The sequence below is a fragment of the Akkermansia muciniphila genome (assembly GCF_900184965.1).
GTDB classification, from domain to species: Bacteria; Verrucomicrobiota; Verrucomicrobiia; order Verrucomicrobiales; family Akkermansiaceae; genus Akkermansia; species Akkermansia muciniphila_A.
In genome coordinates, this window is the sequence record NZ_FXYA01000214.1 from 73,914 (window position 1) to 87,084 (window position 13,171).

Here is a 13,171-nt window from a genome sequence, read left to right on the forward strand (position 1 = left end):
GAGTTATTCGTGTCTCAGGGCGTCAATGGGGTCCATCTTGGACGCCTTCCAGGAGGGGTACCATCCGAAGGCCAGGCCGATGAACACGGAGACGCCTACAGCCAGAGCCATGGCTTCCGGGGAGGAGGCGGTGGCCCAGTTCATGGTGCGGCTGACGATGATGGAGATAGCCTTGCCGAGCATGATGCCCAGCGCGCCGCCTACCACGCAGAGCAGAACCGCTTCCAGCAGGAACTGGCGCATGATATCCTGCGGACGGGCGCCCACCGCCATGCGCAGGCCAATTTCCTTGGTCCGTTCCGTGACGGAAACGAGCATGATATTCATGATGCCGACGCCGCCGACGACCAGAGAGATCATGGCCACGATCATCAGCAGATTGGTCATTACTTCCGTGGTGCTGCTCATGGCGCGGGACATTTCCGCCATGTCCCATACCCGGAAATCGTCCAGCTGGCCGTCCTTGAGGTTGTGCTTGGCGCGGATCACTTCCGTAATCTGGTCAATCGCCTCGGAGGACCGTTCCGGGTCTGAAATTTGCGCCATGATGAAGTCAATGTTGTTGAAGCGCCGCGGATGGGGAGCGTCCGTGTAGGGCTGGTCCGTAGTTTCCGTGTAATAATCCACGGAATTGGCGGTGTATTTATCCGCCCGGTTGAAGGTGGTGGCGCTTTTGCCGGAGGAAGCGGTGGCGGAACCGCCGCCCAGACCCTGGAGGCGGTAACGGATGCTCGTCCACGGGAGGATGATGGAGTCGTCCTGGTCGCGTCCCATCATATTGGCCCCTTTTTTCTGAAGGATGCCGATGACTTTGAACATGACATTTTTGATGCGGATATCCTTGCCCAGCGGGTCTTCCTCCCCGAAGAGTTCCTTGGCCACCGTCTGGCCGATGACGCATACGCGCCTGGCCTGTTCCACATCTTCCTCGGAGAAGGGCTGGCCCCGCGCCATGTCATACCAGCTTTTGATTTTCAGGTATTCCACGGAACCGCCCTCTACAGTTTCCGGGCTCCAGTTCTTGTTGCCGTAAATGACCTGGCCGCTGGCGCGCACCACAGGCGTAGCCCGCAGAACCATGGGGCAGTCCTTCGCGATGGCTTCGCAGTCCGCGTTGGTCAGGGAGGCCCGTCCGCCCGCGCCGGTATTGACTCCGCTTTTGGAGATGGCTCCGGGGCGGATATTCAGCGTATCCGCCCCCATAGAGGCAATGGTATTTTTAATTTGAAGCGTGGAGCCCTGGCCGATTTCCACCATGGCGATTACTGCGGCAATGCCGATGATGATGCCCAGGATGGTGAGGGCCGCGCGCATGGGATTGCGCACCAGGGCCCTGATGCAGGTTTTAAGGAGAGGAAGGAATTTCATACGTCGTCCTTGCTAAGCATATCGGAAATCCCTTCGCAGATAAGACCGTCCGCCATGTTGACGGCCCTGTCCGTGAAGGCGGCTATTTTGGGGTCGTGCGTCACCAGGATGACTGTGATTCCCTGTTGGCGGTTCAGGTCCTTAAACATGTGCAGCACTTCCTTGGAGGTAGTGGAGTCCAGGTTTCCCGTTGGTTCGTCCGCCAGCAGGATGCTGGGGTTGTTGATGAGGGAACGGGCAATGGCTACGCGCTGCTGCTGCCCGCCGGAAAGCTGGGCCGGGGTGTGGTCCATGCGGTCGGAAAGCCCTACCAAATTCAGCAATTCCACGGAACGTTCGCGCATGGCTTTCATGCTGAGGGCAGGGTGGGCATATACGGCAGGCATCATCACGTTTTCCAGGGCCGTGGTACGGGAGAGCAGGTTAAAGTTCTGGAAGACGAATCCGATGCGCTTGTTCCGGAGGGTAGCGCGCTCTGCGGCGTTGAATTTGGCGACGTCTTCCCCGGCAATATAGTAATGGCCTGAGGTCGGGCGGTCCAGACAGCCCAGGATATTCATCAGGGTGGATTTTCCTGAACCGGAAGCCCCCGTGAGGGAGACGAATTCCCCTTCATTGATATCCAGAGTGATGCCCTTGAGCACTTGAAGGTCTATTTCTCCCAGGTGGTATACCTTGGTTATGTCACGTAAGCGGATCACGTTGCTGTAATGCTTGATGCGGTAAAAAAAGAGTAATTAAGCGGTCGAATGAAGACGGTTCCCCGGGTTAGGGAGGCGGGGGAGGGCCGCCGTTGCCAGCCGGGGCGGGCGTCTTCGTGTTGCCTGTGCTTGGCTTGCGGCGCGGGGGCATCTTGGGCGCGAACGGATTTTCCCCGCCGGCGGAGGCGGAAGAGCCGTCTTCCGAACTGTCGGAGCGGTTCAATATCTGCGCTGTGGAAACGATTTTCATTCCTTCCCGGAGCGTTTCTCCCGCAATGGCCGTCAGCATGCCGTTGCTTTCCCCTTTGGTGACCAGGTGGGGATAAAGAAGATTGTCCCGCAATTCCCAAACCACGGCTTTTTTCTTCTGACCGTCCCGGACGGGAGCGGCTAGTTCCGGCTGCATCCGGTCAAAAGCCGCTTTTTGTTCAGCGCTGACCAGTTCTGTTTCCGGGCGGAAGCGGAGGGCCGCATTGGAAACGAGGAAGGCGTTTCGTATGTCTTCCACCACGAATTGGACATTTGCCGTCAGATAAGGGATAAGAAGCTTGTCCGGATTGGGAACATCAATGTCCACGATGTAAGTGACTACATTGGACGTCATGGTTGCGTCCAGCCGTATCTTGTCCACCGTTCCCTTGAATTTGCGGCAGGCGAAAGCGTCTACGGTGAACAGTACCTCCTGCCCCTTGCGAATGCTGCCGATGTCCGCCTCGTTCACGGCAGCCCAGATTTTCAGCTTGGAAAGGTCTGTAGCGATGTAAAACAGGCTGGAGGCGCTCATGCTGGAAACCACCGTTTGGCCTATGTTGACCAGGCGTTTGACCACGACGCCGTCCACGGGGGACTTGATGGTGGTGTATTCCAGGTTGCGCATTTCCTTTTTCAGCGCGGCTTCCGCCTGTTTCAGGGAGGCTTCCGCTTCCTGCAGGGAGGCTTCCGCCACGGCTACGTTGGCGCGGGCGGTTTCTTCATCCGCAATATACTGGTCATAGCTGGATTTGGACAGGGCATCCCCCGGCCCCAGTTTTTCCGCGCGTTCCCGGTCCAGTCTGGCCTGCTGGTGCTTGGCTTTGGCCTGCTGAATGTCCGCCTTGGCGCGGGCGATGCCGGCAATGGCCTGCGCTTTGGAGGCTTCCGCCCTCTGAACGTCCAGCTGTACGGGAAGTTTGTCGATTTCCGCGAGTATTTGACCGGCCTTTACAGGGCTGGAATAATCCACCACCTTGCCGTTCAGGTCCTTGCCGAACTCCATGATGATTCCGCTGACCTGGGCGCCCACGTCTACCAGTTCATCAGGCTCCGTGACGCCAGTCGCTTCAATGGTGATCATCAGGTCTCCCTTTTCAAGGGGCTCTGTCTGATAGTCCACCTGGATGGCTTCATTTCCTTTCCACTGTTCCCAGGCAAACCAGAGGCCTCCGAGAACGGCAATGACAATGATGAGTTTGATGAATCCCTTCACGACTATATTATACTTCGCAATAATGAAAAAGTTGCACGGATGTTAAAAACTTTTCCGCAACAGAGCGTGATCCTATCATGATTTCCGGAAATGTCTAAGGGATTATTATGTTTGTTAACAGTTGCTGTTTATTAACTAATAATATTGCGTTCTTTGCCCTTTTTCTTTCTCGTCCAGTGAGACGGAAAGAACGGGAATGGAAGCTCCCGAAATATCTGAAGGAGGCAGTTGTCTCCGCCCGCATTCAATCTTGAGACATGGCTTCTTTGTGTCTGCAAATGCTGCAGAGTGAAAAGAGCGGGAAAAGGCGGTTAAATCTGACGACCGGGAGTATTGCGCCAAAGGGGGGAGAATCCCGGCTGTTTTGCAGAGAAAAAGGAAAGACACCGCTGCACCGTCTCTGGCTGTGAGCCACGTTCCCGTGCCTCAATAGAGCGGGGACTTCCGCCGCTGTTTTGACTTTTCCGATATAGGACGTAGTCAGCCCTGCGTCGGGGCTGCCCCCATTAGGTTGTAATATCGGTCCGGGCCACTTTGCCAGGCAATGACGAGTGCAGCAGCCACCGCCTTGTATACCTCATGGAGGAAAATGTTCCAAGGTGTTTTTGCAATCTTTTCAGACATGGGCGGGGACTTTTCCTCGGAACGGCTGATTTTGAAGGGAATGCGCTTTCAGCGGTGTTTTTCCAGCCATTCCGTTAACACAAGGCGGTCCGCAGGCGCCCAGGGCAGTTCTTCCAGCGTACTGCGGGAGAAGAACCCCAGGTTTTCATGTTCCAGGGGGCGGGGCAGGGAGCAATGTTCCAGACGGCACAGAAAGGGGATGAGGCGGATAACGCGTTTAGGCTCCTGGTGCCGTACAGGGGTGAGCCTGCGGACGGGGACAACGGCGCATCCCAGTTCTTCCCGTATTTCCCGTATGACGGCATTCCGGGCGTTTTCTCCGGGTTCCACTTTCCCGCCCGGGAATTCGTAAAGAAGCCCGTTGGACTGCCCCGTTTTCTTTTTAGCGCCCAGAAGGAGGGGGCCCCGGGCGGTGGGCAGTTCAATCAGGGCGCAGCAGACGTCCAGCGTGTTCATGGCTCGTGAAAATCCAGGGTATGCAGGTTGATGGTGCGGGTTTCCGTATCCAGAACGCCGAAGCCGATGTGCCCGGTTCTGCCCTGGAGTTCTCCGGGATTGGCCAGCAGGCAGCTGCCGTATTTTTCGCTCACGGCCTGGTGGGTGTGGCCGTACAGGGCGACGTCGGCGCCTCCGCTGCGCGCTTCCCGCAGGGCGTATTTGGGGTAATGGGAAAGGGAAAATTTCATGCCGTACCGGGTGATAAGGGCATGTTCCGGATGCAGGCGCGCCGCCGGGGAACCGGCGGCCATCCGCCGCATGATTTCCACATCATAGTCATTGTTGCCCGGAACGGCGTCCAGAGGAAAATCCTCCGTCAGTTCAATCAGGCGCCGGAAACTCTCCGGGGTGGTGCAGTCGCCCAGGAAGATGAAATGCCCGCAGCCCAGCAGGCGCATCCGGTGCATGGCTGGTTCCAGATGGTCTGTGCGGTCGTGCAAGTCGGAAAAAATGCCTATCTTCATCTTTTTTCAGCAATTCATGGCATGAATGGGCCATGCCTTCAATTCATCCGGCAGGGAAAGTGGGAGCGGATGGCCTCCCTCCTTGCGCAGCAGACAGGTGAAACCGCCCGCTCCTGCTCCGTGAAAGGGCATGAGCCGGTAGCAGGCTTCCTGCGTCAGGGAGGAACGGAAATGTTCCAGCTCCGGCACGGTTACGGTGTGAAGGTCCGGATGGCGCTTCAGCAGGTACAGGACATTGCGTTCATTTTCCTCCGGAGCGTAGGTGCATGTAGTGTACAGCAGGAAGCCGCCGGGAGCCAGACACCGGAGGGCGGCCAGCAAAATGCCCCGCTGCCGCTTGGCGTTGCCTCCGGTGACGGAGGAATTGAAACAGCCGGGGTTGGGAATTCCTTTAGCCAGCAGGGACTGCCCGCTGCACGGGGCATCCGCCAGGATGAGATCGAAACAGCCGGGGGCCAGTTCCGCCCACTGGTCCGGGCGCAGGCGCTGGGTGTACAAATTGGTGAAGCCGCAGCGAAGCAGGTTATGGCGTAGAATGCCCAGGCGCTTCGGATGCACCTCATTGGAAACATGCTCCTGAGGAGATACCCGCGTTTGCGCCAGAATGCTTTTTCCTCCCGGCGCCGCGCACATGTCCAGGCAGCGTCCCGGACGAAACGGAAGATGCGCCAGAGGGGCCGTTTCCCAGACGGACGAGAGATCCAGCGGATAGTAATAGCCGCATTCGTAATCCGGCAGGGAGCCGGGTTTGGTTTCTGTCTCTCCCGGCGGGAGCTCCAGAATGGAGGAATGCCCCCATTCCTGCGGCGTGTTTTTTGCCGGCAGGGGCGGCTGGTAGCCTTCCGGAGCCTTCGGTGTAATGACCAGCGCGCTTCTGGAACGGTTCCCGGCCTGCATGGCGTCCAGAAAATCCCGTTCCTGTTCCGCCGTCAATTCCAGTTTGCGGGCGAGTTTGAGTATTTGGGATGAAGACACGAGATCAGGCCCGGAATGTTTCTCCGAAGTGGGTGTTGAGGGCCAGATGGGCGGCCCCCAGGATACCCGCTTCCGTACCGAACTGGGCGGAAAGGATTTCAAGATATTCCACCAGAGGGGCGGCGAGCTGGGCTTTCATGATTTCCTGAAGGGGCTGGAAAAGCAGGGTTCTGGCCTTGGCCACGCCCCCGCCGATGATGATGGCTTCCGGATTCAGGAGATAGCAGCAATTCATCAGGGCGCAGGAGAGTTTTACGGCCAGGTCCCGCCATACTTGTTCAGCCACTTCATCACCCGCCAACGCGGCCCGTTCCAAAGCGATGGGGTTGCAGTCCACAATGGCCTTGTCAATGCCGTGGCTGGCGTAAAGCGTGCGGGCATCCGCAGCTATTTCCCGGTTGCCCACATAATCCTCCAGGGAGCCGCGGTTGCCGTAATGGCCCAGGCGCCCCCGGTAGTCGATGCTCGTCTGCCCCAGCTCCCCGGCGGAGCAGGTAGCCCCGCGCAGAAGTTCTCCGTTCACGATCAGGCCGCTGCCGACGCCGGTGCCGAGGGTCAGGCAGACCAGATGCCTTTTTCCTTTTCCGGCGCCCAGCTTCCATTCCGCATAAGCCATGCAGTTGGCGTCGTTTTCCACGTATACGGGCAGTCCGCAGGCCGCCTGGAGCATGTCCTTTACCGGAACGTTGTTCCAGCCGGGAACGTTGGTAAGCGTGTAAACGGTCCCCTGGTAAAAATTGACGAACCCCGGCATTCCCATGCCGATGGCCTGCACTTCCGGGTGGTTCAGCCGCAGCATATTCACGAACTGGGCTATGGCTTCAATCAGTTGATCGGGATTGCCGTATTCCTGAGTGGCTATCGAAGGAGCGTGGGCGATTACTTCCGCGCCCTTGACGACCCCCATTTTGATGGAGGTGCCTCCGAAGTCAATGCCGATGGAGGGAATGGTTGAAGCTGTCATATAATGCCAATATAGAATTTTACCGGGCATTGAAAAGGTTAAAAGAGGTATGTTTCCCCTAAAATCCCGACAGGGGAATAACGGGTGCGGGAAGGGGAAAAATGACTTGTTTCACAGCTGAATTTTCTTGAATGAACATTTGGGCGTTTGTAATGTCTCATAGTCTAGTCAGCGGGGCTGGTTCCGCCCTCTGTTCGTGAAATATTGTCAACCTCAGCCCATAGAGATACCTCCTATGCCTACTCCCAAGAAAACCAATAGCAAGACCGTCGCCAAGGAAGTTCCGGATCCCAAGAAAAAGACCTGCGGGAAGTCCGGTTGCAAGACCGCTGTAGACCTGGAGGCTCCCGCCAAGAAGAAGTGCTGCAGGAAAAAGGCGTCTGAGCCGGAAAAAGCCGCCAGCCCCGCCAAGAGCAACGCCTCCGCCGCGGTTGAGGTGGAAAAAAAGCCGGCGCCGAAAACGGTCAAAAAAGCTCCGGTTAAAAAAATCGCTTCCGCTCCCGTTGCCCCGGTTCCGACTCCCGCAAAAAATGAATTGACGGACGAACAGGCGGAAGCCATTGCCGCCGCCAAGGCGGAACTGGCCGCCAATCCTGAATGGGAGCCCTTCGTGCAGATGCAGCGCCAGCATCTGATGGACTTGCGCGACAGGGCTTTGGACAGCATGAGCGGCGTGGCCCGCGACACTCTTCGGAATCATCCGGAAGGCAGTGAGGCTTCCGGCTCCGGGGAGCACCAGGCGGATGCCGGCAGCGACGCCTATGACCGTGATTTTGCGCTCAGCCTGCTTTCCAAGGAGCAGGACGGCCTGTATGAAATCGAACAGGCGCTTGCCCGCATTGACAACGGAACATATGGCATCTGCGAAATGTCATACAAAGTCATTCCCATTCTGCGCCTGGAGGCCATCCCTTTTGCGCGGCTTACTGTGGAATGCCAGGCCCAGTGGGAAAAGGAAAAAGGCCAGAATGCCAGGTTCCGCCCCAGAGTGGCCCTGGGCTTTGCGGGAGGACAAAATGATGTAGATTTATCTGTTTCTCTTGACGATGACGAAGAATAGTGTATAAATCCTCCCCCGTAACACATTTTCATCATGCCAAGAGACATCATCATCCTCGAATGCACCGAGGCCAAAGCCGAAGGAAAGCCTACGTCCCGCTACGTCACCACGCGCAATAAAAAAAGCCTGCGTACTCCCGGCCGCCTGGAAAAGATTAAGTACAATCCTTTCCTGAAGCGTCGCACGCTTCATCGTGAAATGCGCTAACCGCGTTCGGCTTATCGATTATTTTCATTATTATGTCCACTGAACCCAAGACTGTAGAACGCCGTATTCGTTTCCGCACGTGCAATCGTCAGATGCCGCGCCGTCGTCTCGACATCCCGATGGATCAGGTCAACCTGCTCAACCCTGATTTCCTGTCCAAGTTCACCTCTGAAACCGGCAAAATTCTTCCCCGCCGTGTGACTGGGCTGTCCGCTAAAATGCACCGCAAGGTAACCCGTGAAATCAAGCGGGCCCGTTCCATCAACCTTCTGCCGTAACAAGCCCCAAGGAAAATCTCTTTCGGTAGAATTGTCTTTGCAGGCGGGAGTTTGTCCGGTAACAGGGCAGACTCCCGCTTTATTTCCACCCATCATTCTCTTTCCCCATGCAGGAACTGAAAGATACCCAGTCCGAGGCGGATACGCGCAATATTTCCATTGACCGGGTGGGCGTTAAAGGGCTGCGCTTCCCCATCCAGATACAGGACAAGCTCAACCGCATCCAGTCCACCGTGGCGACGGTTTCTCTGGCGGTGGATTTGCCGGAAGAATTCAAGGGCACCCATATGAGCCGTTTTGTGGAGGCGTTGCACCAGCATGGCCCCTTGCTGGATGTGCATACGGCCCTGGCTATTCCGCGGGAACTGCTTCGCCGCCTGTCCGCCCGCCGTTCCCATGTGGAAATGGAATTCCCGTTTTTCCGCTCCAAAAAGGCTCCTGTGACCGGAATTGAAGGGCTTATGGATTACGTCGTCCGGTTTGAGATGGAGGCGGAAGCGAACAACAAACTGGCTGATTTCAAACTGACAGTCATCGTCCCCGTGACGACGCTCTGCCCTTGCTCCAAAGCTATGAGTTCCTACGGAGCCCACAACCAGCGCGGGCTGGTCACTTATTCCGTGCGTTTTGCCTCCAGGCCCGTCTGGATTGAAGACCTGATTGACCTGGTGGAATCCTGCGCGAGCTGTTCCCTGTTCAGCGTGCTGAAAAGGCCGGATGAAAAATGGGTGACGGAAAAGGCTTACGAAAACCCTGTCTTTGTGGAAGACCTGGTGCGCAACGTGGCGTTGAAAACGCAGAGTCATTCCGCCTTCAGCTGGTACCGGGTGGAAGCGGAAAATTTTGAATCCATTCATAACCACCAGGCATACGCCGTCATTGAACGCGATCTGCGTTCCTGAACCATTTCCGCGCCGGATTTATGAACGATAACTGGTGGGCCATTGCCTCTCTCATCCTCTCCCTGGCTTTCACAGGGCTGGGATGGCGCCTGCTGGCTTCCGGACAACGGTTTTTATATGCCCATCTTTGGATGGCGTGCCTCTTTGTTCTCCAGACAGGGGCGCTATGCGTCAAAGCGTACCAAACGGGAATGTGCCCCATCCGCGGCGCTTCGGAGGTGCTTTTCTTTCTTTCCTGGAGCATCAACCTCTTTTATCTGATGCTGGGACGTGCTTACCGAATGTCCGTGCTTGGCATCTTTACGGCTCCGGCTATTGCCGTGCTGACGGCTCTCTCTCTGCTGATAGGCCGTGCCGGCGCGGACGTGCAGGGCACGCATGACTTCTGGGTGACGGCGCACGTGGGCATAGCCATGATGTCCTACGGAGCCGGCGGCCTGGCTGCTGCTGCGGGAGCGGCGTTCTGCATACAGAATGAATGTCTCAAAAGCCGCCGGATTCCCGGTACCTGCCGTATGCTCCCTCCCATCCGTACACTGGAAGCCAGCATGAAGCGCCTGATTCTTGTGGCATTCCTCCTTCTTCTGCTCGGGGAATGGCTCGGATGGCGGGGGCATCTCCCCATCAATGCAGCCAAGACCTCCATTGTCTCTCTTCTCACGGCAGGCTACAGCGTCCTGCTGTGGTTTATTTACCGCCGCGGCATGCCAGGACGGATGTTGGCGTGCTGTTGCGTGGTCCTCTTTATTGCATCCATGAGCATTTTCCTGGTAAGCTGATGAGAATGGTTTGTTTAGGCTTGAATCACCGGACCGCCCCTGTGGAAATACGGGAGCGGTTTGCCGTGCCGGCCCATAAGCTCCGGGAGGAGGGAAGGCGCATCCGCTCCCTTCCTGAAGTGGATCAGTGCGTTGTGCTTTCCACATGCAACCGCATGGAAATCTACTATTGGTCCAACGCTCCGGAAAATGCGCAGGAGCATATTCTGTCCCATTTCCTGGGAGACGGACGCGGGGAACTGGATATGGCTTCCTATTTTTACAGCCATCAGGGAGAAGAGGCTTTAGGGCATCTGTGTCGCGTGTTGAGCGGCCTGGATTCCATGGTGTTGGGGGAAACGGAAATTTTCGGCCAGGTAAAAACGGCCTACCAGACGGCTTTGGATGCCGGAGTAACTGCGGCCTGCGCCAACAAGACCTTTCAGAAAGCCTTCACGATCGGTAAAAAAGTGCGGACGGAAAGCCAGATTCATGCCGGGGCTACCTCCGTGGGATCTGTGGCTGTGGAGCTGGCGGAACAAATTTTCGGAGACCTTTCCGGCACCCGCGTCCTTATTCTGGGGGCGGGCGAGATGAGCCGCGTTACGGGGCGCGCCCTGCATGCCCGGGGCGCTGAGGGCATTTATGTGGCCAACCGCTCTTTTGACCGTGCGGTGGAGCTGGCGGGCATGATCGGCGGCCAGGCTATCCGGTATGACGTGTGGGGAAACTATCTCAGGGATATTGACGTGGTGGTGGCCGCCACCGCTGCCCCCCACTGCATCATCACCCGGGAAACGCTGCTGCCTTTGCGCGCCTCCCGTAAATACCGCTCCCTCTTTTTGATTGATATTTCCGTGCCGCGCAACATCTCTCCAGACGTGGCGGATATTGAGGAAGTGTATCTCTACGACATTGACACCCTCACCCAGCTGGCGGATGAAGCCAAGCGCAGCCGGGAGCAGGAGGTCTCCCGGTGCGAGGCCATCATCCGTGACAGCATTTCCAGATATTTTCCGGATTCCGCTCTTTATGACCAGTAAAAATACCCTCATCATCGGCACCCGCGGGAGCGCCCTGGCCCTGGCCCAGGCGGACATGGTCCGTGCTGCCCTTTCCCTCCGTTACCCGGAACTGGACGTGCGCCGTGAAATCATCCATACCATCGGCGATCGCCGCACGGATGTCCCTCTGGCGGATGTGGCCCGCGTTTCCGGCATGGTGGACAAGGGAATCTTCATTAAGGAACTGGAAACCGCTCTCCGGTCTGGCCGCATTGACGTCGCGGTGCACAGCCTTAAGGATGTGCCGAGCGAGCTTGCTTCCGGCTTCACGCTGGCCGCCGTTCTGCCCCGTGCCGCCGTGGAGGATGTGCTCATTACGAAGGAACCGGAATGGAACGGTTCAGGAACACTGGCTACCGGAAGCGTGCGCCGCCGCCTGATGGCGCGCACGTACTGGGGCTCCGGCCTGAGATTTGAAAACCTGAGGGGGAATGTGCCCACGCGTTTGGGAAAACTGGTGGAACAACCCGGTTGGGATGCCGTGATTCTGGCCAGGGCCGGTTTGGAGCGCCTGGGGCTGTACGCTCCGGAAACCCTTGTGGAGGGAAGAAAACTTTACATGCGTTCCTTGCCGGTGGAAGTTTTTATTCCTGCCGTGGGGCAGGGCATTGTTGGAATGGAATGCCGTTCCTCGGACAGGGAGACGGAGGAAATGCTGAAAGGAATCAATGATCCGGAAGCTTTTGCCTGTGCGCTGGCGGAACGGGCTTTCCTGGTGCGTCTGGGTGCGAACTGTTCTACGCCTGTGGGTGTTTACGCCCATCTGGATGGAGAGGAACTGGTTTTGCGGGCCGCGTATTATGCTCCGGGCAGGGAAGAGCCTTTCGCCGTTGTGGTGCGCGGAGACCGGAAAGCTCCTGAAGCGCTTGGCCTTCAGGCTTTTGAAGAATTGGGCCTGCGTTGATGGCAAAAGCCTGCCTCTTGTTCCGGGTACGGAGAAAGATAAAAAAAGGATCCGGACTCCGGTCCGGATCCTGAATCAGGCGGAAAACTCGCGGACATTAATGTTTTTCCTTGGAGCCTGAGCTTTTATCGCTCATAAACTGCCCGGTTGAAGCATCGCGTTTAACGCGCCGCCCGGTTTTGCTGGTGGTGGTCACAGAGCGTTTTTTGGAACTGCCCTTGTGACTTCCGCCCATGTGGGAACTGCTGGCCATGTTGTATTCACCTCCTTTCCATTTTCTTCGCTTATTCATGAACGAGAGAAGAAAGCCTGCCCTATCATAGGTTCCCGTGACAGCATTTGGATCTTGCGGATGGAGCTTGTGCAAAAGATGCTTCTGCTTATGAAGCGGACCGCTGCAGAAGGTAATCTCTCAAAGCCGCAGCTTCATTGTGCTCCGTATTTTTGGCGGAGTACAGCAGCGTAACCTTCCCTTTCCGCGCCAGCCGTAGCAGATGGGAAACGGCTTCTCCGTTCTCATCCAGCTCTTCGTCGTACTTTTTGCGGAATGCGTCCCATTTGACTGGATCATGGGCAAACCACTGACGGAGCGCCGTGGATGGAGCGATGTTCTTCAGCCACTCGTCCCAGGAAGCTTTTTCCTTGGAAATGCCGCGGGGCCAGAGTCGGTCCACCAGAACGCGGTAGCCGTCTCCGGGGGCCTTTGGGTCATAAATTCGTTTGATGGTTATGTTCATGCAAAAAGATTTGATAAAGGAATAGAGCCGGGAAAGTTTTTTTCTGTTGAGCCGCGTCGGGACATGCGCCTTACGGGGCAGCAAACAAAGGCGGTCTGCGGTTGGGGGGAAAGAAATAAACAATTCTGTTCCGGAGAGGCGGCCGCTTCCGGCGGAAGATAGCTGAAGCCGCTTAAAATTCCGGCGTAACGTCTGTACGGCC

At 57.0% G+C, this 13,171-nt stretch carries 17 protein-coding genes; 7 read left to right on the forward strand and 10 right to left on the reverse strand.

Features of this window, described 5'->3' with window-relative positions; genetic code table 11:
• Positions 1 to 3: 3 nt before the first annotated feature.
• From CI070_RS10225 to CI070_RS10255, 8 genes are all read right to left on the reverse strand, one after another.
• Positions 4 to 1,368 carry an ABC transporter permease gene (locus CI070_RS10225; protein ID WP_094135699.1) on the reverse strand — a complete coding sequence of 455 codons (1,365 nt, stop codon included), beginning with the start codon at positions 1,366 to 1,368 and terminating at the stop codon, positions 4 to 6.
• Complete coding sequence (locus CI070_RS10230; RefSeq protein WP_094135701.1) at positions 1,365 to 2,069, reverse strand: ABC transporter ATP-binding protein; 705 nt, start codon at positions 2,067 to 2,069, stop codon at positions 1,365 to 1,367. The genes CI070_RS10225 and CI070_RS10230 overlap by 4 nt, the downstream gene beginning before the upstream one ends.
• 67 nt (positions 2,070 to 2,136) lie before the next feature.
• Complete coding sequence (locus CI070_RS10235) at positions 2,137 to 3,534, reverse strand: efflux RND transporter periplasmic adaptor subunit (protein WP_094135703.1); 1,398 nt, start codon at positions 3,532 to 3,534, stop codon at positions 2,137 to 2,139.
• A 480-nt stretch (positions 3,535 to 4,014) separates the two neighbouring features.
• Complete coding sequence (locus CI070_RS13645; protein WP_179219373.1) at positions 4,015 to 4,158, reverse strand: hypothetical protein; 144 nt, start codon at positions 4,156 to 4,158, stop codon at positions 4,015 to 4,017.
• A 48-nt stretch (positions 4,159 to 4,206) separates the two neighbouring features.
• Positions 4,207 to 4,614, reverse strand: coding sequence for an NUDIX domain-containing protein (locus tag CI070_RS10240; RefSeq protein WP_094135705.1), 408 nt, complete (start codon positions 4,612 to 4,614; stop codon positions 4,207 to 4,209).
• On the reverse strand, positions 4,611 to 5,120 hold the full coding sequence (locus tag CI070_RS10245) for a metallophosphoesterase family protein (protein WP_094135707.1): 510 nt from the start codon (positions 5,118 to 5,120) through the stop codon (positions 4,611 to 4,613). Before CI070_RS10245 ends, CI070_RS10240 begins: the two co-directional genes overlap by 4 nt.
• Positions 5,121 to 5,126: 6 nt before the next feature.
• Complete coding sequence (locus tag CI070_RS10250; protein WP_094135709.1) at positions 5,127 to 6,095, reverse strand: RsmB/NOP family class I SAM-dependent RNA methyltransferase; 969 nt, start codon at positions 6,093 to 6,095, stop codon at positions 5,127 to 5,129.
• 4 nt (positions 6,096 to 6,099) lie between these two features.
• Entirely contained in the window at positions 6,100 to 7,059 is a 960-nt protein-coding gene (locus CI070_RS10255; protein WP_094135876.1) for an ROK family protein, read from the reverse strand.
• Between the two features lie 235 nt (positions 7,060 to 7,294).
• On the opposite strand from CI070_RS10255, the gene CI070_RS14230 reads away from it, so the two are divergent.
• The 7 genes from CI070_RS14230 to hemC all read left to right on the forward strand — a co-directional run bounded on the left by CI070_RS14230 (position 7,295) and on the right by hemC (position 12,232).
• Positions 7,295 to 8,119, forward strand: coding sequence for a TraR/DksA family transcriptional regulator (locus CI070_RS14230; RefSeq protein ID WP_094135711.1), 825 nt, complete (start codon positions 7,295 to 7,297; stop codon positions 8,117 to 8,119).
• Positions 8,120 to 8,152: 33 nt separating this feature from the next.
• Positions 8,153 to 8,326, forward strand: a complete 174-nt coding sequence (gene rpmG, locus CI070_RS10265; protein WP_012419155.1) for a 50S ribosomal protein L33 — start codon at positions 8,153 to 8,155, stop codon at positions 8,324 to 8,326.
• 32 nt (positions 8,327 to 8,358) lie between these two features.
• Positions 8,359 to 8,604: a 30S ribosomal protein S18 gene (gene rpsR, locus CI070_RS10270; protein WP_012419154.1), complete on the forward strand. Its 246-nt coding sequence runs from the start codon at positions 8,359 to 8,361 to the stop codon at positions 8,602 to 8,604.
• A gap of 107 nt (positions 8,605 to 8,711) precedes the next feature.
• A complete protein-coding gene (gene folE2 / locus CI070_RS10275; protein ID WP_094135713.1) occupies positions 8,712 to 9,506 on the forward strand; it encodes a GTP cyclohydrolase FolE2 in 795 nt (264 codons plus the stop codon).
• Between the two features lie 20 nt (positions 9,507 to 9,526).
• Complete coding sequence (ccsA, locus tag CI070_RS10280; RefSeq protein WP_094135715.1) at positions 9,527 to 10,285, forward strand: cytochrome c biogenesis protein CcsA; 759 nt, start codon at positions 9,527 to 9,529, stop codon at positions 10,283 to 10,285.
• A gap of 20 nt (positions 10,286 to 10,305) precedes the next feature.
• A complete protein-coding gene (gene hemA / locus CI070_RS10285) occupies positions 10,306 to 11,307 on the forward strand; it encodes a glutamyl-tRNA reductase (RefSeq protein ID WP_256943521.1) in 1,002 nt (333 codons plus the stop codon).
• Positions 11,297 to 12,232: a hydroxymethylbilane synthase gene (gene hemC / locus CI070_RS10290; protein WP_179218317.1), complete on the forward strand. Its 936-nt coding sequence runs from the start codon at positions 11,297 to 11,299 to the stop codon at positions 12,230 to 12,232. Before hemA ends, hemC begins: the two co-directional genes overlap by 11 nt.
• 97 nt (positions 12,233 to 12,329) lie before the next feature.
• Here hemC and CI070_RS10295 read toward each other — a convergent pair whose 3' ends face one another.
• Positions 12,330 to 12,599 (reverse strand): hypothetical protein, encoded by a 270-nt coding sequence (locus CI070_RS10295; RefSeq protein WP_143245534.1) that lies wholly within the window; start codon positions 12,597 to 12,599, stop codon positions 12,330 to 12,332.
• A 13-nt stretch (positions 12,600 to 12,612) separates the two neighbouring features.
• Positions 12,613 to 12,969, reverse strand: coding sequence for a DUF488 domain-containing protein (locus CI070_RS10300; RefSeq protein WP_094135877.1), 357 nt, complete (start codon positions 12,967 to 12,969; stop codon positions 12,613 to 12,615).
• Positions 12,970 to 13,171: the final 202 nt, after the last annotated feature.

Bases quoted from the DNA above. Each gene is read 5' to 3' on its own strand.
- CI070_RS10225 (WP_094135699.1), bottom strand. From the start codon at position 1,368: ATGAAATTCCTTCCTCTCCTTAAAACCTGCATCAGGGCCCTGGTGCGC.
- CI070_RS13645 (WP_179219373.1), bottom strand. From the start codon at position 4,158: ATGTCTGAAAAGATTGCAAAAACACCTTGGAACATTTTCCTCCATGAG.
- CI070_RS10240 (WP_094135705.1), bottom strand. From the start codon at position 4,614: ATGAACACGCTGGACGTCTGCTGCGCCCTGATTGAACTGCCCACCGCC.
- CI070_RS10245 (WP_094135707.1), bottom strand. From the start codon at position 5,120: ATGAAGATAGGCATTTTTTCCGACTTGCACGACCGCACAGACCATCTG.
- CI070_RS10255 (WP_094135876.1), bottom strand. From the start codon at position 7,059: ATGACAGCTTCAACCATTCCCTCCATCGGCATTGACTTCGGAGGCACC.
- CI070_RS14230 (WP_094135711.1), top strand. From the start codon at position 7,295: ATGCCTACTCCCAAGAAAACCAATAGCAAGACCGTCGCCAAGGAAGTT.
- rpmG (WP_012419155.1), top strand. From the start codon at position 8,153: ATGCCAAGAGACATCATCATCCTCGAATGCACCGAGGCCAAAGCCGAA.
- rpsR (WP_012419154.1), top strand. From the start codon at position 8,359: ATGTCCACTGAACCCAAGACTGTAGAACGCCGTATTCGTTTCCGCACG.
- folE2 (WP_094135713.1), top strand. From the start codon at position 8,712: ATGCAGGAACTGAAAGATACCCAGTCCGAGGCGGATACGCGCAATATT.
- ccsA (WP_094135715.1), top strand. From the start codon at position 9,527: ATGAACGATAACTGGTGGGCCATTGCCTCTCTCATCCTCTCCCTGGCT.
- hemC (WP_179218317.1), top strand. From the start codon at position 11,297: ATGACCAGTAAAAATACCCTCATCATCGGCACCCGCGGGAGCGCCCTG.
- CI070_RS10300 (WP_094135877.1), bottom strand. From the start codon at position 12,969: ATGAACATAACCATCAAACGAATTTATGACCCAAAGGCCCCCGGAGAC.